This window comes from Saccharicrinis fermentans DSM 9555 = JCM 21142 (genome assembly GCF_000517085.1).
Taxonomy (GTDB): Bacteria; Bacteroidota; Bacteroidia; order Bacteroidales; family Marinilabiliaceae; genus Saccharicrinis; species Saccharicrinis fermentans.
In genome coordinates, this window is sequence record NZ_KI912107.1 from 4777733 (window position 1) to 4804175 (window position 26443).

Here is a 26443-nt window from a genome sequence, read left to right on the forward strand (position 1 = left end):
ATTCATATGAAGTTTGTATATCCAGTAGATCCTAAGAATGGAAAAGATAAGTTACCAGTTTATCTAAAGGGAGCATCTAATCTTACCGGTTATTATCCAATCGGCAGGATGAATACATGGCATGGAGGGATTCATTATGAGGGAAATAATCCATTAAAAGCCATTTCTGATGGTAAAATAATAGCCTATCGGGTACCCGAGAAATATTATGAAGAAACAATTAATAATAAGACAAGCAAATACTCCAATGGTTTTGTTTTAATACAACACCACTACAAAAACCCCGATAATAAACAGGAATTAACGTTTTACTCACTATACAACCATCTGTCCAGTTTTGAAGAGATGGAAAAAAAGAAGTTTCCAAATTTTCTTACCGTTGATTCATATGTAATTGCCGATAATGCCAAAGATATAACCAAGGTAAAAGGAGTCACCATTAAGTCTGGTCGTTCTGGCGGATTAACTTTGGCCGTTGCACCCAAGGGTACCGTGTTGACATTTGAAGAAGAAGCTAATAATTACAGTAGAAGAAAGGTTAAGTATATTACACCTAATGGGAAAGAAATAATTGGTTATACATGGATTAAAGAGTATAAAGGGGAACAACTTGTTGATGTTGAAACGGGAGAGGTTTTGTCTGCCGTTTTTGAAGGTTCAAACGGAGATAAAGGTGCTAATTTGCGGGAGGAAGCCAATAGTGATTCAGCTGTTATTCAGCTTATGCCGAGGGGAACCTCCATTGAAGTAGATGAAAATGACCAAGGAAAAACAGGGTGGCTCAAAGTAAAAAAAGTAGGTGGTAAAAGGGTTACCGGTTATTGCCATTCTGCAGGCTTAAGTGTGGTTGATGTAGTAATATTAAAAAAAGAAAATCTAAATAAGGTAATCAGTAATGAATGTTACGAAGTAAAAGCAGGCGAAATTATTGGTTATGCCGGATTAAACGGATTTGAAAAAAAAGAAGCATATCGTGGGGCTCATGTAGAAGTATTTACCCCTGATGATGTAACTTCTTTTCTAAACTATAATGGAGAAGACGATAAAAATAAGAATTTTGCAAAGCTTACCGAAGGAACGGAACTTAAAAAGAAGATGCCTTTAAAGTTGATTAAAAACTTACCCGTAAAAAAGACAGGTAAAACTTTTGAAGGCTACACTGAAGTGGAGATTGATAATCTTGAAGTTGTTGTTATGGATAGATACAAAGAACTACCAACGATTTATGATGATGCTTCTAAAATATATACTTTTAGCAATGAGAGTAACTCAGTAGATAATGCAGAACGATTAAACGAGTTTAATAAGGTTGTAGGTGACATTGCTCAAATGGGTGATAATGTGTGGCTTAAAGAGCAATTGCAAGGGAAGCAAAGACGTGTTATTTACCAAAACCCAAACAAAGGACAAATCTTTTGGGTAAAAAACGAAGACTTAGAAGAAAAAACACTTACGTTCTCCATTCAAACTACTGCATCAAACAAGGTTGCCACTGCGCAAACAGCACCTGCAGTAGCAAACGGAGTTTCCCAAGATGGTTTGGCGAATGGAACAGGTACTTCAGAGGTAGTTGTTCCTGAGGCTCAAGCAAACAGCGCTACCACCACCGAAACCAAAATATATTTAAGGCTCAACAAAGAATTATCAGAAGTTTACCTCATCAGCCCGGAAGACGATAACATCAATACAAAAATAGAAGCCGATGTAATAGTAAACATCAAAGAAGGCAAAGTTTATAAAGACAAGGATGAAAAGGAATGGTATTTGCTTGAACCAATAGGACTTAAAAAAACAGGTGTTGCCATTCAATATAAAGGATTGATTAGCGAAGATGAACTGGGTGAAAAATTTTCGGCTTACAATTGGAGCAAATTTGGTTTCGAGGTGAAAGAAGATGCCAGCAATACATATATTTACGATTTTGAAAAAAAACAACCTTTTTTTGAAGAAATATGCAACATTGTTGATGTTGATGGCGATGGAATACTAGAACCATACGAACTGCAACGAGCATTAAACAACCATTACATCGCCAACAAGTTGTCGCACCTGGTATGTAAGCACCATAATGAGTGGGCTTATAGCGGCCAATATTTAAGTCCACTTATTGAGGAGCTTGATCAGTTTTATGAAAAAGCATTGAAGAAAGATGCTGATGGAAAGGAACTAGAAAACCAACAAGAACTAGATGCCATTAGAGAGGAGCGTAAAGAAGCTTTTAAGGCGAAAGTAGAACAGTTGGCGTTATGGGAAGGTATTGAAGCGCGCAAAAGCAGTTACCGTAGCAAATGGGTAAATGGTGCGTTAGTGACTTCCCCTATAACTATGGGGCCTTATTTGGCGTATAAATTTGGCAAATGGGTTTATGAAAAGATGACTTCAGAAGACGAGCCGGAACAAGAAATTCCTTTAAGCCCGTTTCCAATAGCTAATCCTGTGGTTTACCATTTCCACCCTGTGGCTTTTGTGGAGCAGATGAGGAGGATGGGGACAGTTTGCATCATTAATAGAGACTTTTTTTATGAGAATTATTTAGCTGAATTTGGAGAAATAAATGATGAACTTAAGAATAATCTTGAGATAATATTTGAGGGAATTGAAAAATATGAAACTAGTAAGGGCCTAGCTTTTTCCGAAAAACAAGTAGCTTATATCCTAGCTACTATTAAGCATGAAACAGGATATTTTAAACCTGTTATCGAAAGTTATTGGAGCACCGAGGCGGTAAGAAAAAAGTATTATGAAGATATGTATGATCCTGTACTTGGTAAAAATCAAACAAGGAGAAATATGGCATTAAATAATGAAAACGCCACAGAAGGAGATGGAGTAAAATATGCAGGGAAAGGTTATGTGCAAATCACTTGGAAAAAGAATTATAGAAAAGCGAAAGAAAAATTTGGCGTTGATTTTGTGGGAAGTCCAGAACTTGCATTAGTACCTAAGTATGCAATTGATATTGCACTTTATGGCTTTGATTCTGGTATGTTTACAGGTAAAACAATTCGTGATTATATCAATATTGATAAATGTGATTATTACAATGCAAGAAGAGTAATTAATGGGACGGATGCAGCTGCAACTATTGAAAGTTACGCAGTTAAGTTTGAAAAATGCTTAGAAATAAGGTGATTAATATGAAAAAAAATAAGAGTATATATAAGTATTATCTGTTTATTACATTGGTTTTATCTAGTTGTTCACCTTCAAAAGCGCAACTTAAGGAAGTTCAACTAAAAAAAGAAAATGAGAACCTTCTTATTAGCTTTAATGCAAGTACAGTTGTATTAAAAAATGTACTGGCTGAAGAAGCTAATGGATATTTTAAAGAAGGAAGAAATGGTAGCTTTTATATCATATATGAGTATTATGCATCTTTCAATAAATCAATGATAATATATTCTTGTTTTTTTAATATCAGGAATATACATGTGAATAAAATTATTCATTTTAATTATAATGACAGAGAAGGAATTCCTTATGGTTGGATATATTACTGTAATAAAAAAATGCTATTTGATGAAGTTGATTACGACAAATTAACAGAAATTAAAAGTCAAATGGGATATAGTTGTTTTACAAAAAGCATTGACAAATGTAGCGTAGAAATAAAGAGTTCTAAAAAAACGGTAAGAAGTATTGCTGTAAAAAATGATGAAGGCATAAAGTTGGTTATTCCCCTTTTTTATGAAGATGGAAGCTGTATCGGAGAAGGAGTCTTTCAATACAAATCGGATAATTGGAGTGACTTGAGTATGAGTTTTCCGATTAATAAAATGGAAAAGAACTACTTTATTTTTAATAAAGACATAGATGCGAAAAATGTTGTGTTTTTTAACAATATTGCCTATTATCTCGAACGTGGAAAAAATTACAATGAATCAATTTACCTTTTAAAAAAGATACTTGACAGATTTCCAAATCGCACTGTTGCCTACATAAATCTAGGAGATGCTTACTGGGGCTTAAACAAAATAGAAGAAGCTAAACAGGCCTATTTTAAATATATCGAACTAATGAAACGAGATGGTAAAGAAAGTAAAATACCGCAGCGGATTTTAGATAGGACAAGGGATCAATGATTATTATTTTGGGGATGGGTATTGAAGCCCGAAAGAGTAGTTACCTTACCAAGGTAGTAATGACTAGCCCTGTTTCTATGGGAGGGTATTAGCGTATAAATTTGGCAAATGGGTTTATGAAAAAATGACTTCTGAAGACGAGTCGGAACAAGAAATTCCTTTAAGCCCATTTCCAATAGCTAATCCTGTGGTTTACCATTTCCACCCTGTGGCCTTTGTGAAGCAGATGATGAGGCTGGGAACGAACTATGATGTAATATTTCCTCTTGATATTAAACCTCAAAATGATAAGAATAATTCTACTTATAATGGAAAAGAATGGTATGCCTCAGCTGAGTCTAATGGCACAACCTTTGGCGCGTCACGTGATAAAGGTGCGAGAAAGCATGCCGGACGTGATTTATATGCAAGTTGGGGTACCCCTATCCGAGCAATGGCAGATGGTGAAGTTATTGAAATGACAAGAAACTGGTTTAACAATGTAGGTGTAATTTCAATAGCACATAAGACAACAAGTGGGCGTAAATTTATATGTAGATATGGAGAAGTTGATGGAAGCTCTATTGCTTTTAAGAAAGGACAAAAAGTAATGCAAGGTGACTTCATTGCGCGTATTGGATTTCTAAAATATCCTGGTAAAAATAAGGATATGCCTCCAATTCAGTCGCCAAGGGGACTAAGAACTAATATGCTTCATTTTGAGTTTTATTCTAATGGAGAAACGCATGCGGATATCGGAGTGAATTTATCAAGTAATATATACCGGCGTAAACGGACTGACTTAACCGATCCATTGGAAATACTAAAAGAAGCTTACGAAAATAGTTTCGAAAAAGCTCAACCTGAAAAACCTAATAGAGTGGATATTCAAAATTTACGCACTTCAGATAAAGGTATTGAGTTTATAAAGTTGTTTGAAGGAACCCACAAAAGCGGGGGGAAACATGTTGTTTATGATGATCATCCCAAAAAGGAAAAAGCAAAGGCAACAATTGGATACGGTCATTTAGTTTCAAATACCCATAAGGATGGTGTTACATATTTAAATAATAATGAATTAAAAAATGGAATTAGTAAAACGGAATATAATAATGGAATAGATGAAAATAGAGCAGATGAATTATTACGACAGGATTTGGTTACTGCAGAAAATGGAGTAAAAAGACACATTAAAGTACCTTTGAGTCAAAATGAGTTTGATGCTTTGGTAAGTTTAAGTTTTAATTCCGGAGCAGATCGGCTTGGCCAGAAAAAAGGAGGCGGAGATACTCAAATTAAAACATTAATTAACAAAGGGGAATATTATAATGGAATTGATGAAATAGCTGATATTACGAATGGCAATACAGCAGGATTAGTAAAACGTCGTCAAGCGGAAATGACTATTTTTAAATCGAATTATTACGCAATTAAAATACCGTAAAAATGAAACAAATATCCTTATTTGGAATGTGTTGTATTATTGCAGTTAGCTGTAATGTTCTCAATACGAGAGCCCAAGAAGTCAAAGTGTCACCCAGCGAAATTCATAATAGCTATATGAATAATGGAGTTTTCAATAGTAAAGACTTTTTGAAGAACAATAGAGGATCATGGATTTGTTATAAATATGAAAAAGACACTGTCAGACCTAAATACCCAATGTTTGAATATGATCAGATGCAGGCCTTAGAGATGTCAAAATATTATAACTTAAGGATTAGTGATGATACATTAACTGTTTATGATATATTTAAGCTTCCATTGACATCATACTCAATGTGTATAGATTCTTTGGAAGCATATGGGTTAAAATTAATATATGATACTTTTCATCAGGGAGCCAATCTAAATACTAATATAAAGTGGGTATATAATATTGATATTGAAAATGGTATTAGATATAAAAAGTATTGTGAAGATTTGATGCTAAAAGGGGATACGATTCCATATTATGATTTTATCAAAGATCCTATAAGTATCTCAATATGGTGTTTCCCAGAAATAATGTCTTTTTATTATGATGGTTATAATTTTTATTTAAAAAAGGGTATTCCAAACAACAAAGGAATAAAGGGTATTCCAAGTGATATGCACAATCGTTTTGAGGTAATTCGAACATATAGCAATTGCACAATAAAAGAAGCCGCATATAAACTTATAGAAGAATTTCCTAAGGGAACCCAAGGTTTTTTAATTGCAGATGACGAGCCCAATGAGAACGGTGAACAAGAATTATTTTTTTGTGATAACTCTTTCGAAATGTATACGACAAAATACGATTGGAAAAGTCCTGATGAACTAACTGTTACTGTTGGTCATGGTAGAAACTGTAATTTTGTATTTGAATTTGAAAAACAAGAGAATGATGTACATGTAAAGTATTGGAATGATGTAGTTTTTCCGTTTGAAGAAGGTTATGAGGGGTATTAAATGTGTAAATATTTAACAATATGTTTTTAATTTTGGGTAGTAGCAAGAAAGGATAAATTAACTAAAGCTAATTGAAAGAGTTTTTTTAGTTGGCTTTTTAAATTAGAAGCTGATTGTTTGGGGTTGAAAGGTTCTGTGCATAACAATGTGGTTATCATTTCCTATGCAGCACGATATAAGGAGACCAGCTATGGTTTTATGTCGCGCCTCGCTGCTTTATGTGGCGACTGGTTTTACTACGATGGTAAAAAATTGGTATTGGGTAATCCCCGTATCGAGAATGATACCAGAGCAGCCTTTGATATGGAAATAAGTGAGATACAGATTTCTGCATCGGTGGGTAACCTGAAAACAGAGCATTATGATTATGATGCTACGGAGAATGATTATAAAGAGGATGCACCAGTGAGTAATATCGATGGGATAAACAGCTATATGAGGGTAGCTAAGGACAGGAACGATGCCTTCTTTCCCAATGCATCGAAACTGCCTACGGATCGTTTTATGGTGGATGAGAACGATATCATGGCTCAGATGCGTGCTACATTTAGTCGTAACTATTCAAAAATGTCGGTGATGAATGCCAAGAGTAATACCTGTGCCATCCGTCTGGGAGAGCTGGTTACTACGCGTTTGCCCGAATCCTTACAGCAGGATGTGGGTCCCGACTTAGGTCGTTACAGGGTGATTGAAATCAATCATGAAATTGATAAAGAGGGGATTTATTCTAATCATTTTAAAGGTGTGGCAGGTATGACTGAGAGCTTGCCCATCGATCATATTAAACAACCTGTAGCTTTCCCTGAGGTAGCCACTGTGGTGGAGAATGAAGATCCCAATACTCAAGGGCGTGTGAAAGTGCGTTTCCTCTGGATGAGTGAAGACCAAAGTAGTAACTGGATACGTGTGCAAGCACAGAATGTTGGCTTGTTAGAGCGTTAGAGGTCACACCATTGAGTTAGATGATACCGAAGGAGAAGAGAAAATAAATATCTACGATACCCAGGCTAATCTTTTAATCCCGAATGATGCATTAGAACTTCGTTATGAGCGTTGAAATGGTAATAAAAGAAACGAAGTGATGGTAGCGAGAATATTAAACTCATATGTCAACAATACAAATGACCAATACAATGGATTCTAATAATTACTTCAATCCCGTTTAATATATAAAAATGGCAATAAGCGCTTGTTATAATAGCCATAAATATTATTTTTGTCAACTACAGAATGGTGTTTCAGACTGTAAAATCGGGGCTGACATGGCGGAGCTGTGATTTAAATTATCAGGCAATGACAGGTTAGCACCGCTATGTTGAGTTGAAGAATAGAAACGAAGTGACTTGTTTTGAAGCCATTTAAAGGCGTAATAGATTTTCTAATGCATTTTTAGGGTTAACATCAGTTCTACTGAGAATATTGAAATTACTGCCAAAAATATTACCATCAACGCCGAAGAGAATATCAACATTGGTGCACAAGGAAATATAGAAGCCGCTGCCCAAGGCGACTTAAATAATATCGCTCAAGGCAATGTGGCCATACAGTCCGATGGCGATACAACGGTGAATAGTGGGGGAGCAGCAACGGTGGCAGCAACGGCAGATACTACAATAACAGGACAAAATGTAACCGTAGAAGGAAGCCAGAATGCTGCAGTAACCGGCGGAGTAGAAACAACAGTAAGTGGATCGATGACTGCTGTGCAAGGAGCCAGTGGAAAAGTGGAAGTGGTGTAAATATTTAATAATTATTTGTGTTTTAGAAAAGTAAGTACATAAGCAACGTTTAAATTTTAACCAAATGGCCGGAAAACCGATAGCAACAGTGGGCAGCATGCATGTGTGCCCCATGGTAACAGGATATATTCCTCATATGGGAGGTCCCGTTTCAGGACCTGGTGCCCCCAACGTATTAATCAATGGTAAGCCTGTGGCACTGATGGCGATATGTGTGTATGTGTGGGTCCTCCCGACACGGTCGCGCAAGGCGAGCCCACAGTTCTTATCAATGGAACACCTGTGGCTACAATGGGCAGCATGACAGCCCATGGAGGTAGTATCACAGTAGGTGAACCAACCGTGATGGTGGGATCAGCCACCCCGGGAGCTAAGGCTACTATGCCGCTCAATAAGATTCTGAACCCTTATGATGCTCAGGTACGATTGTGGGATTTAATGGTTTGTACCCAAATGCTTTTTGAACCGGTTGACTCAAAACGAACAATTTATACGTCGTATTCAACTATTGGTACTACAAGTTCATCTACTGTAAAGTACTATAGTTTTGATGTAACTATGGAGTTTATGAAGTTCTTAGATATAGATAGCGATATACAAACCCATGCTTTGTTGTATGCTAATGGGTTTAAAAATGGCAATCCCCAAAATATTTCATCGCAGCGTGCCTATGATATAAGGACCGACGATAAAAGTAAAAATATTTTAAAAATAAGATTGGTTATTCCTACTGCTTATCGGAGTCAGGTTTCAGAACTTAGTGATATTATATTTGCAGTACGTATTAATTTTAATAACAATGAAAAAATAACCTTTCCGTTTATTTACAAAAATAAAGAAAGGTATTTAGGGGCAAAAGCCGACTTGGGTACATTGGTTCCTATATTTGGTACCAAGCAAAATGAAGAAATAAGAATAGGATCAATGGCAGACCTTAAAACAAAAGAAATATGGGGTTAAAATATAATCAGCCAGATAAAAATCATCCTTTGTATCGTAAAGTTACGCATACCAAATATACCGGGATAAAAAAGATAGGTGATAAAGGTTCGCAGAGTTGGTTGCAAAGGGTGATTCTTCCTATTAGTGAAAATTACTTTAAAGGATCTCTTGAATATCCGGTAATGAATGATGAATACCTAAAGAGATCGGCTCAAACACATATAACTCCAATAATTGGGGGAGGTATGGCGTTGTTTTGTATTATACTGTATACTTATACTTTTATTATGGATGGAACTTTTGGATTATCGCCTGATATATATATATAGGATTATGGTGTGTAGTTTTCTTTTTTATCCTCTACTACTTCACCATGCCTAAGAAAGAAGAAATATTTGATCGATTAAATGGCACAATTACCTTCCCTGGTTTTTTGTGGAAAAAAAACATTACCATGCCGTTTGATAAAATAAAGTTTTCATATACATCCGGCGGGCCAAATATGATAGGGGCTTACCAGTTAGTTATTGTAAGACCCGATAAAGCAGGTAGTTGGTTAAGGTTTGGCTTGGGTGGAATGGATTGTTATCAAGATTTGGCCTATATAACTTGGTATATGGATAAAAATCGTCCTTTACCTCCTAATCAAGATTTTGATCCCTATAGAGAAAAAGATTTTGAGCGTCGTAAAAAAGCTAAGTTTAAAAAGCCGTTGTATAGGAGTCAAATTCCAACTCCAGAAGCAACCCCTGAGCAGCAAGCGGAAAGGGAGAGAATTGGTGGTTGGTAAGAGCAAATGAAATATGGAAAAAGTTTATTTTCTATTGTGAGGGTGCAGTTTATTTTGTTGTTTTTGGTGGATTTAGAACATCCCCAAATAAGATGGTGGAATTGGGCAACGGCACAATGGAACACTGATGTCGGAGTACAGGTTCGGAAATCAAACTAGATTCCTGATGCTGTTTGAGTAATCAAATAGTGTATAGCCAGGAAAGAAAAGACTAGCATTTAGATTGGTCATGTATGAATAAATGAGATGAGCGAGATCGGACCTGACGAGGAAGCATCGAGAAACTGAATCTACTATCAAAACCGAGACATCGTGCGGTTTGAGGGGTTCGTGTAGAGGTTGCTTGTTTATTGGCTATGTGGCAGTCGTTGTTTAGGAGCATGACTTTTATTTAGTCTTATTTGTGGAACGCAGGAAGCCTTGTAATAATATTGAAGGAAACACCAAGTTGGCGAAACGAGGCTATTACCAAAGTATTACAAGGTGGTGGATGAATGCCTAGTAGCAACGAAGTTTCTGTCATGGAGGCCGAGCAACGGGGTTCGGTTACACAGTTTTTATTTTAATACAACTCAAAAAATGAGTAAGAAATCTCGAAAAGAAGATGTGTTTTTAGGTTATGACTGTAAAATAAGTGTTAAGTCGTATTATAAAGGACATTAGAGAAATTAAGTTCAAGAAGTGGATCGATGACTGCTGTGCAAGGAGCCAGTGGAAAAGTGGAAGTGGTGTAAATATTTGATAATTATTTGTGTTTTAGAAAAGTAAGTACATAAGCAACGTTTAAATTTTAACCAAATGGCCGGAAAACCGATAGCAACAGTGGGCAGTATGCATGTGTGCCCTATGGTAACTGGATATATTCCTCATATAGGAGGACCCGTTTCAGGACCTGGTGCCCCCAACGTATTAATCAATGGTAAGCCTGCGGCACTGATGGGCGATATGTGTGTATGTGTGGGTCCTCCCGACACGGTCGCGCAAGGCGAGCCCACAGTTCTTATCAATGGAACACCTGTGGCTACAATGGGCAGCATGACAGCCCATGGAGGTAGTATCACAGTAGGTGAACCAACCGTGATGGTGGGATCTGCCACCCCGGGAGCTAAGGCTAGTTTGCCACTACGAGAAATACCTTTTCCAACAATTCGTATTATTGATAGGGTGGGTGCTGTTGCGCGAGGTAAATCTTCGCAGCTAAGAGAAGCAGAAGAAAATCAAGAGCAAGTGCGAGAAGAGGCGAAAAAGCATGGTTTTTTACCAGATATTACTTTTAGTCATTAAGAAATATTCATATGAAGTTTGTATATCCAGTAGATCCTAAGAATGGAAAAGATAAGTTACCAGTTTATCTAAAGGGAGCATCTAATCTTACCGGTTATTATCCAATCGGCAGGATGAATACATGGCATGGAGGGATTCATTATGAGGGAAATAATCCATTAAAAGCCATTTCTGATGGTAAAATAATAGCCTATCGGGTACCCGAGAAATATTATGAAGAAACAATTAATAATAAGACAAGCAAATACTCCAATGGTTTTGTTTTAATACAACACCATTACAAAAGCCCCGATAATAAACAGGAATTAACGTTTTACTCACTATACAACCATCTGTCCAGTTTTGAAGAGATGGAAAAAAAGAAGTTTCCAAATTTTCTTACCGTTGATTCATATGTAATTGCCTCTAATGCCAAAGATATAACCAAGGTAAAAGGAGTCACCATTAAGTCTGGTCGTTCTGGTGGATTAACTTTGGCCGTTGCACCCAAGGGAACCGTGTTGACATTTGAAGAAGAAGCTAATAATTACAGTAGAAGAAAGGTTAAGTATATTACACCTAATGGGAAAGAAATAATTGGTTATACATGGATTAAAGAGTATAAAGGGGAACAACTTGTTGATGTTGAAACGGGAGAGGTTTTGTCTGCCGTTTTTGAAGGTTCAAACGGAGATAAAGGTGCTAATTTGCGGGAAGAAGCCAATAGTGATTCAGCTGTTATTCAGCTTATGCCGAGGGGAACCTCCATTGAAGTAGATGAAAATGACCAAGGAAAAACAGGGTGGCTCAAAGTAAAAAAAGTAGGTGGTAAAAGGGTTACCGGTTATTGCCATTCTGAAGGCTTAAGTGTGGTTGATGTAGTAATATTAACAAAAGAAAATCTAATAAGGTAATCAGTAATGAATGTTACGAAGTAAAAGCAGGCGAAATTATTGGTTATGCCGGATTAAACGGATTTGAAAAAAAAGAAGCATATCGTGGGGCTCATGTAGAAGTATTTACCCCTGATGATGTAACTTCTTTTCTAAACTATAATGGAGAAGACAATAAAAATAAGAATTTTGCAAAGCTTACCGAAGGAACGGAACTTAAAAAGAAGATGCCTTTAAAGTTGATTAAAAACCTACCCGTAAAAAAGACAAGTAAAACTTTCGAAGGCTACACTGAAGTGGAGATTGATAATCTTGAAGTTGTTGTTACAGATAGATACAAAGAACTACCAACGATTTATAATGATGCTTCTAAAATATATACTTTTAGCAATGAGAGTAACTCAGTCGTTAATGCAGAACGATTAAACGAGTTTAATAAGGTTGTAGGTGATATTGCTCAAATGGGTAAATGGTGCATTAGTGACTTCTCCTATAGCTATAGGTACTTATTTGACGTATAAATTTGGCAAATGGGTTTATGAAAAGATGACTTCAGAAGACGAGCCGGAACAAGAAATACCTTTAAGTCCATTTCCAATAGCTAATCCTGTGGTTTACCATTTCCACCCTGTGGCTTTTGTGGAGCAGATGAGGAGGTTGGGAAATGTGACTAAGTTAACAGAAGAGTTAATTGTTGCAATTATCACAACTGTCTCGAGATTTGAAGGGAGTTTTTCTAGTTGTAATAAGGACACGGAGTTTGCGGGCGGTATTAGTGGATTAAGTTATACAGGTGTAGTTCACATTGGTCTTTCGTGGGGTTACTTACAATTTACACAAGATGGAGGTAGTTTGGGGAAAGTATTAAAAAGAATGCACGAAAAGAATAAAACTAAATTTGAGGAAATTTTTGGTTCCAATTTTGAGGAGTTACTTTCTGTAACTGGTAAAAGTGGGGCTTCGGGTTTATCTAAATGGTGGGGATTAAGCAAGACTGAAAAGAATGAATATAAAAATAACAATACTGAAATTCGTAGTGATAGAGTTCAGAAAATCGCAACAGCAAAGAATGGTTCTGAATTAAAAGATCTTTGGGAAGAACCTTGGGTTACTCGATTTAAAGAAGCTGGGAAAGAGGAGGATTTAAGGATGCGCAACGCGAGATTGGAAGGGAGGTTTATTGGGATAATTCATTGAAAATATGTAAAGAATATAAAATTTGTACAGACAGAGGACTTGCGATAGTGTTTGATAGAACAGTAAACCAAGGAGCAGCAGGGTGTAGGTCCTTGATAAATAGAATATTTAAAACAAAAGAAAATAAAACAGTGGATGAAGAGCTTGATTTATTATATAAAGTAAGAGATAACTGGAAGAAAAGCAACTTTATTTATAAAAGGATTGATGACATACTTAAAACCAGCGATTTTAATAATCAACAATATATATTATAATGATGAAAAAACTATTAAAGTTTACATATTTAATTTTGGCTTTAGTTTTGCCTTTAACAATCTTTTCACAGGATTATGTTTTGTATGGAGATTTTAATAAAGACAAAGAAAAAGATGTCTTAGAATATTATTATAACAATGGTTCTCCTAGTATAAAGATATTACTAAAAAGCCATAAAATTTTTAGTAGAAATATAGGGTTCTCTACTGAAGAATATTATATGCCTATACTTTACAAGAAACCAGGCTACATTATAATTAACGAATCGTATGGGTCAAGATATGATAATGATTATATATATAAATGGATAGAGGACGATTGGTATTTATTTGGAATATTTCATAAAATTGAAGGCGATGGAATTGTTAATTCATATTTGGAGAAAGTAAATCTTTCTAAAACGGAAAAACTAGGAGATTCTGAGTTTGTAAATATTCAAAATAAAAATTTTACGGAATATCAATTTTTATTTGAAAAAACTTACAACCAATACTTAGATGCGTACAAGAAAAAAGATTTTGAAATTCTTAAAAATCATGATCAATTTTTAACCTTGAACCTTTTAAATCATACCGAATTAAATAATAATTCGGTACAAAAATTTAATGATATTGCTTTTTTTATTCAGTCGATACCAAATTGCGATTATCATTTGTTACAAGAATCTATAAATATACTTCTTTATATAATAAAAGAATTTCCTAACCGTACTGTAGCATACATCAACTTAGGCGATGCTTATTGGGGGTTAGAAGAAAAAGATAATGCTAGCCATGCCTACCAAAAATACATTGAACTAATGAAAGCCTCGGGTAAGGAATGTAAAATACCGAAAAGGGTTTTTGAGCGGATAAAATAGAATGAAACGAGCATGGCGGCTTTTGTCACAAAAGAGCATGTATAAAATTAGTTAAGTGATGCGAGTTCCATTCGGCCAATAACTTAGATAAACTTTATACGAATGAAAGTAAAGAGGAGTCGGGAGCTTAAAATAGTTTCCAGTTTTCTATTCGGTTTTTAAAATAAGTTATTTTTTCGTTGACACAATATCTATAAGCTTATTCAGGTAGCGTTCAGGTTCTGCCTAGGTCGATTGAGTAATGAAGCCGTTTAGATACCCTTGACGGGTTCTGAGGGTGATATCGCTCAAATGGGTGATACGGTTAAGCTTGTAACGGATTATACGCCTTATAAACAAAGGCGTGTAGAATATCAAACACCTAATAAGGGGCAAACCTTTTGGGTGAAGAATGAAGAACTGGAAGAAAAACCACTCACCTTAAGTGTTCCGGCTACCACCGAAATCGCAACCGAGACAAAAAAGTACTTTAGACTAGAAGACGTATCAGAAGTATATATCATCAGCCCTATGGATGATAATGTGAACACTAAGATATTGGCCGATGTAATTGTAGACATCAAAGAAGGTAAAATTTATAAGGCTAAAGATAACAAGTCGTGGTATTTACTTGAGCCCATTGGTCTTCAAAAAAATGGGCTTTCAATAAAGTACAAAGGTTTAAACCAAAAGGCAGATAATGGGGTAACAGATGAAGTTGTGGATTCAATAACATCTGTAATTAATTTAAATACAGATTCATATAGTGATAGAAGAGAGAATTTTAAAGAGGTAATTAAAGTAATTAAAGTAATTAATGTTAATAAATGTAGTAATAGGTAATATGAGAAATTTTAGGGTTTTATATTTTACATTTTTGCTGATTTCAAGTTGTAGTTTGGCACAGTCAAAAAGCAATATTGTTGTTACGGCTAATAATATTGATATTGCCTTAAGTCAATATTATAAAGAAGGGTTTATTATTAAAGATTCATTAGGAATTAAATTTGGGAAAAATCGCAAAGGTGTTCTAATTTGTCTGGTAATTAAAAATGAAAGAGATTTGGAATTTAGGGAGTTGGATGATGCACCGGTTAAAAGGTTACTATTGTTGATGGAGATGACTAAAACAGGATTTAAAGAGCTCGTTTGTTCAAAAGATGTTCTACCCTCATTAAGTTTTGGCGAAAGGTCTGATGTTGGTTATAGCAATTTAAATGTACGGAAAGATATATTCTCTTTTAATTTTATAAAACTTCCATATGGATCAAATGTTGAATATGAATTTAAATATGATTTTCGGTATAGCTTAAATGATAATTCGTGGTTTCTAAATAAATGTGTTATCGAAAAGTTTAAGGAAGATGATACCGTTGTTAGTTATTCTTTAACAGTGGATGACTTTGGTAAATTATCTATAAATGAATTTGATATATATAATTTTAATCCTTTTGTATACTTATAAATTTAGAAACAAATTTGGTAATGTTTTTCCCTCGCTGGTACACGATTGTATTGTGTACCATAAGTTTTGTTAGTAATAGTTTACTTGTAATTATAATTGTGTTGTAAAGAGATTTAACGATACCGAAGGCGAAGAGAAAATAAATATCTACGATACCGACGGTAGTATCATCACCTTCGACACCCAGGCTAAGTCGCTTTACATCAGTTCTACCGAGAATATTGAAATTAGCGCCAAAAACATCACGATCAATGCCGAAGAGAATATAAATATTGGTGCCCAGGGTAATATAGCAAGCGCCGCCCAAGGCGACTTAACGCAGCAAGCCCAGGGCAATATTACGGTTCAGTCCGATGGCGATACCACGGTGAATAGAGGGGGTGAGCTAGGCTTGGAGGCTGCTTCAGATGCGACCTTGCGTGGAGTAAATTCTATTATCGAAGGTTCCTCAGGTGCAGAGCTCAATGGCGCACAGACCAAAGTAACTGGGAGTACCTATTCAGCATGGTTACCAACAGGCTATTATGCATTTTAATATCCCTAATGACCTAAGAAACAAAGTAAATAATGGCAGTCAGTTATTGCTTCTTTTAAGGGTGGAACCAAGTGATGCTAACCCTATGGAGTATCCCTTGCCTATTGGCGACAAAAAGCGAAGCTTGGGTATATTGTTAAATGTGAGTGAATTAACCTACGCTGACGATAAACAGGACAAAAGAGTAAAAATTAAACCGATAGATGATTTGTTAAAACCAAATACATGGAGGAAGAGGTAAAAAAATACTATCGCCCTATTACGCACCAAGGGTATAAATACACCAATAAAATAGCTGATTTTGGCGAAGAAAGCTGGTTGCCTAAGCAGATTTGTGAAAAATTCTTTGCTCCAAAAAGGGAAGCATTTATATATGCATCAGATTGCTTTATTTATAATAAAAATGCGGAAAATATGCTCCCTATTATTGGGGGGGGTAGCATTATTTATTGCTTTACCAGGAGTTAAAGACTGGTATTGTAGTGGTGCACTAAATGGATTTGAAAAAGTTGTTGTTTGTGTGTGTTCTTTTTTAGCATTATGGTTTACGGTTTATTATTTTACCATGCCCCAAAAAGAAATCATATTTAACCGCATGGATGGCACTATTACTTTTCCTGGTTGGCATTGGAATAAGAATATTACCATGCACTTCGATGATATTAAGTTTGGTTATACAACAGGTGGTCCCAATGCAGTCGGAGCATATAAATTACAAATACTAAGACCTGATAGATTTGGCTCTTGGCAGTTTTTTCCCATAGGCGGTATAACTTGCTATGAGGCTTTATCATTTATAACTTGGTATATGGATAAAAACCGCCCTTTACCACCAGGAGAAGCCTTTGATGCTTTTAGACAAAAGGATTTTGAGCGGCGCAAAGCTGAGGGTTTTCCAAAGCCTTTATATTATAGCAGTCTGCCCACGCCCGAAGCAACGCCAAAGCAGCAAAAGGAGCGAGAAAAACACTGGAGAGGTTAAGTCATAAACATGGAGGAAGAAATAAAAAAGACTATAGAACCCGCTCTCGCACGGTCAATGCCTTAAGTCAAGGTGTAAATCATTGTATATTTAATTCATAATCAAAGGAATACGAACATGAAAAAACACCTGAAATTATTCTATCTAAAATCTGGAGTAAGGTGTTTTCTGAGAACATAGTTTTAAAGTACAAAGTTTCTAAAAATGATTTTACCAGGAAAAGAAAACAATCGTTTCAGACCACCATATTGTTTATGTTAAATTTGCAAACAAAGAGTCTTGCTATCGAAATTGAAAACCTCGTTAGCTTTATAAAGTGCAACATCGGGGTTAAAAATGCCGAGCATTATACAAAGAGTGCATTTGTTCAGTGTCGAAGAAAAATAAAGCCCGAAGTGTTTAAGGATTTGTCGGATAGTTTAGTAGAAGAGTTTTATACCGATCGACAGCAACGACGGTAGCATGCATAAAACTTCAGTATTCCTGCATGGTTTACTATTCAAGCTCAACCATCCAAAGCTCTTCGCCATTAAACCCATCATTTGCCAAAAAATAGAGCTTGTTGTCTAGCAGGTGAAATAAACGGGGATTGGAGTCTTTTACGCCTTTTTGTATATCTGTTAAAGCTTTTGGAGGATGAATGCCATCGTACATCCAAAGTTCGTTTCCTATTTCTTTATCATTAAACGTGTAGAATATATATTTGTCAGTTCCTAAAAACTGGTCTTTATTTTCCCCAAATTTGTAGTGGGCATTCTGTATTTTTTTGGGAGCACTATTGCCATCGCATTCCCATAGGCCATTATCGTAATTATTGTCACTCGCAATAAGAAATAGTTTGTTGATGCCTCTAAACACATAGTTTATTTTTCTAATTGCTTGTCTATCGTCGCTATTACGCGTAATGGCTTTAAGTGCTGTTTTATCGCTAATGCTCCACAATTGATTATATCCATAATCTTTAGTGGCCGTAAAGTAAAGTTTATTGTCAAAATACAAAAATTGCGTTGGTGCATCCCATTGATCATCGAAGCTTATTAAGTGTTTGGGCTCATTGATTCCGTCATAAGCCCACCAGGAATAAATGCCGTCCTTGTTATAACAAGAGAAGTAGACCAGTTTATCGGTAGCCTTCAGAATGGTAAACTTCGAACTTTGCGGACCTGGATAATAATCATTTAATAGTTCTGGTAATTTATTATCAGTATATATCCAGGGTTCAAATCCGTATCCTGGATTATAACCTAACACAAGTTTGGTCCCGTTTACCTCTATTGCTTTGGCATCGAAAAATGTTTTATGTTCCGATTTAAACTCCTTCTGTAAATCAGATATCGATTTTGAATCGCTTATTTTTTCATCGTCAGTCCAGTAGGGAAAATTATCGCGATTAAAATATATACCTAAAGTATTATTGTTTATGTTTTGGAGAAATATCGGTTCATTTTCACCGTCGTAAAGCCATTCACCGTTACGTCCATCCTCGCTTTCAGCTGTTAAAAGTAGTTGTTCGTTAAGAACCTTAGTTATAGTAGCCCATTTAAATTGAACCGTTTTTAGGATATTGTTGAGTTGTTGAGTTTCTCCATTTTTGTTATTTACATATACCTGAGGGTTGCCCTTTTGTTGCGCCTGAAAATACAGTTTATTGTTCAATACGCTAAGCTTACCTGGGTTACTGGACAGCCTGCCCGGTTCAATATCTTTCAACATGCCGGCTTTGCCGTTGACTTCGTATTTCCAGACCTCGTGACCATGCTTCCCGTCGTTTGCAACCATATAAATAGTACTACCAATAGAAACCATGCTGCGGACGTTAGAGCTATACGACGCTTTATTTATATCACATAATTGGGTCGCAGGATTTATGCCGTCAGAACTCCATATTTCAAAACCCGTGTGGCCGTCGTTGGCACAGAAAACCAATTGATCGTTAAATATTGTAAAGTGACTTTTGGATTGATTGTATTCAAGGGGGGTATTGTTTTTTGTTTTTATTAGTGTTTGTGTATTTTGTTCGCGGTTATATAAGCACAAGGCTTTATATTTTCGGGGATTTGATCTAGAAATAGATTTTTCTTCATTGAATGAGTATCTTGATAAATCTTTGTTGTAAAGAAAGTTGTCTGATTCTACCTGTTTAGTGTAAACAAAAGCGTCGTTGAAGGAAGTTAACACATCCTTGAAATCTACCTCAGGATTCCAGTCGCCTTCTTCATCAAAATAGGTTATAACAGTTCCATTCCCGTAGCGATGGATATATTCATTGCCAAGACTATCGCTGGCCAACCACCATAAGGTGTCTTTCAGTACTTTAAAAGAATGCGGGTTACTACTTTCGGCACTTCTGTTTGTTTGAAAAAACAGGCCTAAATGAGTACTATCCTTGGTGCGCCAGATTTCCCGACCTGTTTCTAGGTGATTTGCAACAAAGTATATATTATCCTTATATTTTGTAATATTGTTGGGTCGGCTTCCTTTTGTTCCTTCAACTAATTCAAAGAAAAACGGAAATTTGGCAGTGTCATTTACAAAGCCAAATTCATCCCCACTATGGGTGTAGTTAAAATCACTATAAATTCTATTACCTAGTACAAAAAGTGAATTACAGTCTTCCTGAGGAATGCCATGATTGTACTTACTGCGACTTAAAGGGTAATCGATAAGTCGTTTCAGTGAATCTTTAGCATTGAGGTAGTACAAGTATTCTTCATTATTATAATGTGCTAAAAAGGCAATTCCATCTTTATAGGCTGTCATATAATCAGGTCCCGAACCGGTCGTGCCGGGAGCAATGTCTTTCACCATGCAGGGCGGGTTAATTCCATCGGTACGCCAGAGTTCATTGCCATGCTTATTATCGTCAGCCGAGAAATATAAATAGTTATTGATTACTTTAAGACCGTCTATTTCTGAACCCGGACTTCCTGGTGCAATGTCTTTTACAAGTGAAGCGCCAGATTCTTTGTCATACTTCCATAGTTCGCGACCATATTCCGGGGTTTTGGCCGTAAAATAGAGCTGATTGTTAAAGCTTATAAAGTCATCGGGCTCCGAACCGTATGGGATAGGTGAGGTGTTAATATCGGCAACCAAAGAGGGCTTTTGAGCGCTACTCAATAATGAAATGAAAAATAAACTGCAGAATATAAAGAGTTTCATTGCTTAATTTTTAGGTTTAAATGCACAGGTTTTTTGCTACTAATTGGGTAAGATAAATGGAACTGGAACGGTATAGGAAACGCGTACATTTTGTCCTCGTTGATTTCCGGCTGTCCATTTAGGCATGCTTTTTACAACACGAATAGCTTCGGCATCTAATGATTTTGATACCCCTTTAACTACTTTAACGTTCGATAAACTGCCATCCTTTTCTATCACAATCTGGATATACACATTACCTTGTATGCCTTCATCAAGGGCATCTTGTGGGTATTTGAGTTGTTCTTGGATAAAAGCATGCATGGCGCTTTCCCCTGCGGGGTATTCAGGCATGCTTTCCACTATCCCAAATACAGGCTCTTCGCTGTCTATTTTATGACTGTCATTTTCCGCTTCGGCGATACTATCCATGTTTTCTTGTTTCGCATCATTGTATTGAGCGTATATTTCCTCTTGGCGTTCCGTTGCCTTTTGGTATATTTTTTTTTCCTTTTTTTTGTCGATGCCGGTTGTTGTCATGCGTCTGGTTTGTGTAATTGATGATGGCGGATAATACACAACAACCTTGCTAACCTCCTCGTTAAAGGTGTATTTGCAAAATGTATTTTTAATAGGGCAATTAAACAGTGGGGCAAACAAAAAGGCTTGTTCTTGAGTCACATCCTCCTCATTTACACCTAAAAGAGAGGCTGTTTTAGCATAAAATGGCGAATAAGGCTGGATTTTAGCATGGGTAAGCGCTTGTCCTTTATTGTTGTATATTACGTAAAAGGCCAAATCTGATAAGCAGATGCTATTATTTTCCCATTGGGCAATATAGGGTGTCATACAAGGCACATTCAGTTTTTTTTCAACATCCTTTGGGTATAAGATGGTTGAATCTTTTCCATAGAAAATGGTTGATGTAATGTCTATGGAGACCTCCTCAATAGGACAATCTTGGCCTATCCCTGTAGATCTGATTTCGCTAATACCTTCGTAAGGGTTAATTAAGATAATTTCATCTTCAATGTTTTTAATATGTCGAACCTCCTGATTGCAATAGCGAAGTTTTACATTATTACAGGCAATTTTAATGTCGGAGCAATCCTCGACAGATCCAATTGCTAAATTGGTTCTATTCCTTGACTTTCTCTCTAAAAATAAACCGTAATCTACCGCTGCTAATTTTGTTTCAGCGTCCCTCTTACTTTTGTTTGGGAAATTTTTAGAAGAAGAAGGAAATAATTTTAAAAATTGATCCGAAAAATAATTGTAATTAACATTCACCTGATCGTATAAATCGACACTAACCTGTTTAAAATCATCGCGATTAATGGTGTTTACTGCTATCATTTCGTCATCGAATTTTGTCACTTCAGCTATATATAAAGGAAGCCCGGACTTGTTTTCAATTATAAATATTCCTTCAATACTACAATCAACAGTTTGTCGGTAGGCTGTATATTCATCTTGCACTTTGTAGGTAAATACAGTTTGCGCATCGGTAATTTGTATAACGTGATAGGAAATTAGAAATGTATTATGTTTAATACCTGAATAGTTATTAGTTAATAAGAATTGGCGTTTTTCGGTTATGCTATCACCCACTGAAAGTTTTTTATTTAGGTAAAAGTAGTTCCCATTTTTTTGAAATATATCTAAAAATAATTCTACCTCATCGTCGAGTCCAACACCATAGGGTGATTCTGCGATTTCTTCCTTAAACGAATAAGGAGAAAGTGTTTCTCCTGTCTTGGAAATTTTTCGTTTAAATACAGATGATTTTAAAAATTGTTGTATAAAATAGCGTTCTTCAAATGGTTCCAGAAAGGTGTTTAAGGAAAATAGTTGTTCATTGCCATCAAATACGTTGAGCTCTTTTATTTTTTCTTCAATTAAAAAACTTTTGTTGCTCTGTTTATTTGCTTTAAAGGAAGTATATGCAATAGATTTAAAGCCGGAGTTAATTTCTGATTCGGCACGGTAAATGTATTCTTGCTTGGTGTTGGGTTTAAATTTTAGTTGAATATTTTGCTGCGCAGATAATTGCACCTGTATTCCAATTATTACGAATAGTGCAATATGTCCTTTTCGTATAGCGTGTTTCAAGTTTATGGTTAAGTTCATAATAAAAATTCAGTTGAGGGTGTTAATATATTACAGCGCATTGTGGTAAATCCGCCTTCAAACTATATATTTCAGACATTGGTAAGGGATTTTTCCGTAGGTCAATGAATTTAAGATTAGTTAACGACCTTATACCTGTAGGTAATTGTGTCAGGCCGTTATTGCTTAAATCTAAATACTCTAATGTGCTTAGTCTGGCTATGTTTTCTGGAAGTACTGATATATTATTGCTTCCTAAATATAAGTCCTCAACCGAGCTTAAGAGGTAAATATTGTCTGGTAAAAAACTAATGTTATTGTCGTTTAAGTTTAGTGTCCTGATTGTAGAGATTAAAATGCTTGAGGGGAAGTGTGTGAAGTTGTTGTGGGCTAAGTTTAGTGTATTAAAACGCAATTCAGAAAAGTCAGCCGGTAAATCACTTAGTTGGTTGTGGCTAACATTTAACTCTTCAATATAGTAGTAGTTTAAAAAGTTTAAGGGCAGTGATTTGAATTGATTGTTGGAGATGTTTAGTTGTTTAATATTTTTCAAATCTCCGAATGACTCGGGTAACCTGGTCAACTTATTCCCTTCGAGGTTTAGATGGTGTAACCTTTCAAAATGAGTAATGCCTTCGGGTAGTGAATCAATTTGATTATACGCTAAATTTAAAGATTCTAAGTAATTTAAATTACCAAAATCAGATGGGGAATTTGTGATTTTGTTATGACTTAGATTTATATTTTCTAGCTTTTCAAGTTGTGTTAACGCAGCAGGATAGGTTGTGAATTGGTTGTATGAAAGGTTTATCTCGGAAATATTTTTTAAGTCACCAAAAGACTCCGGTAATTCACAAAGCAGATTGTTCTCTGCATAAAAAATATACAGACTATTGAGTTTGCCAATTGCATTTGGTAACTCACTTATTTTATTATTGGATATAGATAAGCGGGTAAGCTGCGGCCAATGAGTAATTACAGAGATATTATTAAGTTGATTGTTGCTAAAATCAGCTTTTTCTATATGAACTAATTTGTCTAAATAGGAGGGTAGTTCTGTAAATTGGTTGTAGGCTAGCGTTAAGTTTTCCAAAGAGATACAATTTCCAATTTTAGGGGATAGTTCACTAAGTCCCTGGTTGTATAAAAACAAGTGGGTAACTTCATTTTTATTGGCTATGGCTCCTTCTATTGTTGTGTTGACCTGACACATTCTTTGGGATAAAGAACGGATTGGCAGGTGTATGATAATAGCGAATAATGCAATTGTTATGAATGGATTAGGCTTTATGTTCATTCTATTTCTTCTAAAATGTAAAAATTGTTGGTGGTTTATAGTTGTTTTTTTACGGACGTAAAGGTAGTATTTTTTAAAAAAAATGACGCCAATTTTTTTAGCGCAAAACGTGTTTTTTATTTCTATAAAAAACTGCTATAAGCACTAGTTGAACTTGTAATAAGTATTATTGTTGTCAATTAGGATGCGGTGTTTAGGTTCCAAAGATCTAGACTAAAAAAGCGGAGCTGTATTTTAACCCGAATATCGTTGTAAACGTCTCTGATGCCTTGAAAATAGCTTTGAAACTTGTCGCTTTGTTTTTTTGTTTGTTCAACAGGATGGGCATGAGGGTTTAGGCAAAGATAGGTTTAAAAAACGTCGTACTTGGTTTTTTTAGCTTAGATATTTTAGTAAAAATAGTACGCAGTTAGCAAAAATAGATCATGATAGAAAGAAATGGTATTTTGGTTGATTTAAACAATAAAAAATAAATATTTGTGTTTTACAAAATACATACACATATTTACATTATAATAAACAGCATGAAAAGCTGTTTATTGTGTGAGTCAGTAAAAACTCACATTCCATTATTTTTATATAACACAAAATTTCAGTCAAAACATCTAAAACAATACAAAATGATTAAATCAATTGGCTTTTTAACACTTGGTTTGCTGTTTGTTACAACAATATTGGCTCAGGTGAATTATCCATTTCCTCAAAATATTTCTTACCCTTACGGCCATAATCTTACTACGGTAAATTCAGCACAGTTAAAAACAGATTTTGAAACTTGGTGGGGCCAGTATTATGAAGAAAGTGGCCAACTTGCACGCATTAAATTTGATGATAAATCGCTAACTGTTTCTGAGGGAATAGGCTATGGTATGCTGTTGGCTGTTTATATGAGTGATAACAACAAGAGCTATCAGACTGAATTTGATAAACTGTGGACTTATTACAATAGTTTTTTAAATGAAAACGGACTTATGCATTGGCAGATAAGTGGTTTTAGTCATGTAGTTGGTTCTAATGCTGCCACAGATGCAGAATTAGATGTGGCGGTGGCATTGATTATGGCCTACTACCAATTTGGTGATGAAAATTACAAAACAGATGCTTTGAGCTTGTTAAGCAAAATAAGGCAATATGAAGTGGATGAAAACATGGTTTTAAAACCAGGTGATGTATGGAACAGTAAAAAAAATCCATCCTATTTCTCGTATTTTGGCTTAGGTCTGTTTGCCCAGTTCGATTCATCCAATAAATCCTTCTGGAACGATGTGATCCATGCCAGTTTTTCAGAAGTGCTGGAAAATCAAAGTGATGCTGGTATTTCTTCCGATTGGTACAATCCTAATAATCCCAAAGATAATTTAGGTACAGAAATGAGCTATGATGGTATTCGAACTCCCTGGCGTGTAGCTTTGGGTTATGCTTGGTGGGGAGGGGATAACGCAGAAATATACCTCGACTGTATTTTAAATTCTTTTGAAAACACAAGTGCTTCCGATATTAAAGATAAGATTCAATACGCAACGGGTAGTATTATAGGTGCTTATAACAATGCTACTTTTGTAGGGGCTATTGGCTCAGTTTTTATACGTTCAAGTGCCTATTCAAATAAATTAAGTGAATATTATACCAATCTTGAAAATCAGGAGTGGGATATTAATAACTCATACTTTGGGGGAGCGTTTGATATTCTTTATCGTTTAACCTTGTCAGGGAATTTTCCAAACCTGGCCGCAATTTCCACTTCTACTCATTTCAATAAAATAGTGGCGGATCAAGAAGTAATTAATGTTTATCCAAATCCGGCAAGTTCTTCTATTACAATAATAAAACCAGTAGAAGGGGTTGTTCATATTTGTGATGTAAGTGGAAGGGTAGTAAAAAGTACCAGTGATACTTATGTCAATGTTAGCGATTTAACTGTAGGCACTTATTTCTGTGTAATGGAGGGGGGTATTGCTGCTAGATTTGTTAAACAATAGCATTAATAAGCATACGCTAAAGCCAGCTAAGCATTATTTGACATGTGCCAGATTGTTTTATATGGTTAAATTTATCCTTCTGAGGTCATATGGAATCCTTCTAGCTTCATTATTTCTTGAATAAGGATTGGTATTTCTCTTAAATAACAATGCTTATTAATGCGGGGTGAAACTGCTGGTTTCACTCCACATTGATTTGAAAAACTAAATCTTTATTTTTTATTTCTACTCTCAGACTCCAATGTTCACAAAAGAAGTGGGGGTTTGTGCATTATTATCGGATATCCTGCCTGAAATATTCTTTGAAAATAAAGCTACGCTATAATTAAACATTGTAAGTAGGATGAATATTGTGCGCATGTTAAGATCTGAATGAGAACTCCGGGTTCGACTATTCATAAAGCCAGATATTATTGTTTAATTGAATAATTTTTTAGCTTTTAGCTCGGTGACTTTACCAAACTGACTTAATTTATCAAAATCTATTGGCTTTTTATCTCCTACAATAGTAATTATGACTT

The 26443-nt window shown here is 35.5% G+C and carries 25 protein-coding genes; 22 read left to right on the top strand and 3 right to left on the bottom strand.

The genetic code is table 11. The annotated features are described in order from the left end of the window. Positions 1-6 precede the first annotated feature (6 nt). The 21 genes from CYTFE_RS29040 to CYTFE_RS27400 all read left to right on the top strand — a co-directional run bounded on the left by CYTFE_RS29040 (position 7) and on the right by CYTFE_RS27400 (position 17396). Positions 7-3132 carry an SH3 domain-containing protein gene (locus CYTFE_RS29040; RefSeq protein ID WP_052343316.1) on the top strand — a complete coding sequence of 1042 codons (3126 nt, stop codon included), beginning with the start codon at positions 7-9 and terminating at the stop codon, positions 3130-3132. Between the two features lie 5 nt (positions 3133-3137). After that, entirely contained in the window at positions 3138-4082 is a 945-nt protein-coding gene (locus tag CYTFE_RS29045) for a tetratricopeptide repeat protein (protein WP_152541910.1), read from the top strand. 208 nt (positions 4083-4290) lie between these two features. Further along, positions 4291-5505 carry a glycoside hydrolase family protein gene (locus tag CYTFE_RS0119645; RefSeq protein ID WP_162150100.1) on the top strand — a complete coding sequence of 405 codons (1215 nt, stop codon included), beginning with the start codon at positions 4291-4293 and terminating at the stop codon, positions 5503-5505. Positions 5506-5507: 2 nt separating this feature from the next. Beyond that, a complete protein-coding gene (locus CYTFE_RS0119650; protein WP_027473210.1) occupies positions 5508-6494 on the top strand; it encodes a hypothetical protein in 987 nt (328 codons plus the stop codon). A 117-nt stretch (positions 6495-6611) separates the two neighbouring features. Then, on the top strand, positions 6612-7436 hold the full coding sequence (locus CYTFE_RS0119655) for a phage baseplate assembly protein V (RefSeq protein WP_027473211.1): 825 nt from the start codon (positions 6612-6614) through the stop codon (positions 7434-7436). A 593-nt stretch (positions 7437-8029) separates the two neighbouring features. Continuing rightward, the gene (locus CYTFE_RS0119660) at positions 8030-8233 is read left to right on the top strand and encodes a hypothetical protein (RefSeq protein ID WP_027473212.1); all 204 of its coding nucleotides are present in this window, start codon (positions 8030-8032) and stop codon (positions 8231-8233) included. Positions 8234-8297: 64 nt separating this feature from the next. Continuing rightward, positions 8298-8537 (top strand): PAAR domain-containing protein, encoded by a 240-nt coding sequence (locus tag CYTFE_RS31295; RefSeq protein ID WP_244880339.1) that lies wholly within the window; start codon positions 8298-8300, stop codon positions 8535-8537. Next, complete coding sequence (locus tag CYTFE_RS29615; RefSeq protein WP_244880340.1) at positions 8444-9193, top strand: PAAR domain-containing protein; 750 nt, start codon at positions 8444-8446, stop codon at positions 9191-9193. The genes CYTFE_RS31295 and CYTFE_RS29615 overlap by 94 nt, the downstream gene beginning before the upstream one ends. Beyond that, the gene (locus CYTFE_RS0119670; protein WP_027473213.1) at positions 9184-9504 is read left to right on the top strand and encodes a hypothetical protein; all 321 of its coding nucleotides are present in this window, start codon (positions 9184-9186) and stop codon (positions 9502-9504) included. Before CYTFE_RS29615 ends, CYTFE_RS0119670 begins: the two co-directional genes overlap by 10 nt. Positions 9505-9548: 44 nt before the next feature. Continuing rightward, positions 9549-9965, top strand: coding sequence for a hypothetical protein (locus tag CYTFE_RS0119675; RefSeq protein ID WP_027473214.1), 417 nt, complete (start codon positions 9549-9551; stop codon positions 9963-9965). 798 nt (positions 9966-10763) lie between these two features. After that, complete coding sequence (locus tag CYTFE_RS0119685; RefSeq protein ID WP_027473207.1) at positions 10764-11249, top strand: PAAR domain-containing protein; 486 nt, start codon at positions 10764-10766, stop codon at positions 11247-11249. A gap of 11 nt (positions 11250-11260) precedes the next feature. Further along, positions 11261-12142: an SH3 domain-containing protein gene (locus tag CYTFE_RS0119690; protein WP_027473215.1), complete on the top strand. Its 882-nt coding sequence runs from the start codon at positions 11261-11263 to the stop codon at positions 12140-12142. Between the two features lie 206 nt (positions 12143-12348). Beyond that, positions 12349-12642, top strand: coding sequence for a hypothetical protein (locus CYTFE_RS0119695; protein WP_027473216.1), 294 nt, complete (start codon positions 12349-12351; stop codon positions 12640-12642). Continuing rightward, positions 12632-13318 carry a hypothetical protein gene (locus tag CYTFE_RS0119700; protein ID WP_044214184.1) on the top strand — a complete coding sequence of 229 codons (687 nt, stop codon included), beginning with the start codon at positions 12632-12634 and terminating at the stop codon, positions 13316-13318. The genes CYTFE_RS0119695 and CYTFE_RS0119700 overlap by 11 nt, the downstream gene beginning before the upstream one ends. Then, positions 13315-13575, top strand: coding sequence for a hypothetical protein (locus tag CYTFE_RS0119705; RefSeq protein WP_044214185.1), 261 nt, complete (start codon positions 13315-13317; stop codon positions 13573-13575). Before CYTFE_RS0119700 ends, CYTFE_RS0119705 begins: the two co-directional genes overlap by 4 nt. Further along, positions 13575-14435, top strand: coding sequence for a hypothetical protein (locus CYTFE_RS29050; RefSeq protein ID WP_027473219.1), 861 nt, complete (start codon positions 13575-13577; stop codon positions 14433-14435). The genes CYTFE_RS0119705 and CYTFE_RS29050 overlap by 1 nt, the downstream gene beginning before the upstream one ends. Before the next feature lie 261 nt (positions 14436-14696). Then, on the top strand, positions 14697-15257 hold the full coding sequence (locus CYTFE_RS0119715; RefSeq protein WP_027473220.1) for a hypothetical protein: 561 nt from the start codon (positions 14697-14699) through the stop codon (positions 15255-15257). 1 nt (position 15258) lies between these two features. Further along, entirely contained in the window at positions 15259-15879 is a 621-nt protein-coding gene (locus CYTFE_RS0119720; RefSeq protein ID WP_154665704.1) for a hypothetical protein, read from the top strand. 367 nt (positions 15880-16246) lie between these two features. Beyond that, positions 16247-16414 carry a hypothetical protein gene (locus tag CYTFE_RS30170; protein WP_154665705.1) on the top strand — a complete coding sequence of 56 codons (168 nt, stop codon included), beginning with the start codon at positions 16247-16249 and terminating at the stop codon, positions 16412-16414. Next, positions 16404-16655 (top strand): hypothetical protein, encoded by a 252-nt coding sequence (locus CYTFE_RS0119735; RefSeq protein WP_027473223.1) that lies wholly within the window; start codon positions 16404-16406, stop codon positions 16653-16655. Before CYTFE_RS30170 ends, CYTFE_RS0119735 begins: the two co-directional genes overlap by 11 nt. Before the next feature lie 162 nt (positions 16656-16817). Next, positions 16818-17396, top strand: coding sequence for a hypothetical protein (locus CYTFE_RS27400; protein ID WP_154665706.1), 579 nt, complete (start codon positions 16818-16820; stop codon positions 17394-17396). A 495-nt stretch (positions 17397-17891) separates the two neighbouring features. On the opposite strand, the gene CYTFE_RS0119755 is transcribed toward CYTFE_RS27400, so the two are convergent. From CYTFE_RS0119755 to CYTFE_RS0119765, 3 genes are read right to left on the bottom strand one after another with little or no spacing between them, the layout of a single operon-like run. After that, positions 17892-20558: a hypothetical protein gene (locus CYTFE_RS0119755; protein WP_027473226.1), complete on the bottom strand. Its 2667-nt coding sequence runs from the start codon at positions 20556-20558 to the stop codon at positions 17892-17894. 39 nt (positions 20559-20597) lie between these two features. Further along, positions 20598-22667 carry an energy transducer TonB gene (locus CYTFE_RS29055; protein ID WP_052343319.1) on the bottom strand — a complete coding sequence of 690 codons (2070 nt, stop codon included), beginning with the start codon at positions 22665-22667 and terminating at the stop codon, positions 20598-20600. Between the two features lie 22 nt (positions 22668-22689). Continuing rightward, positions 22690-23943: a leucine-rich repeat domain-containing protein gene (locus CYTFE_RS0119765; RefSeq protein WP_027473227.1), complete on the bottom strand. Its 1254-nt coding sequence runs from the start codon at positions 23941-23943 to the stop codon at positions 22690-22692. A 620-nt stretch (positions 23944-24563) separates the two neighbouring features. On the opposite strand from CYTFE_RS0119765, the gene CYTFE_RS0119770 reads away from it, so the two are divergent. Continuing rightward, a complete protein-coding gene (locus CYTFE_RS0119770) occupies positions 24564-25922 on the top strand; it encodes a glycosyl hydrolase family 8 (protein ID WP_027473228.1) in 1359 nt (452 codons plus the stop codon). Positions 25923-26443: the final 521 nt, after the last annotated feature.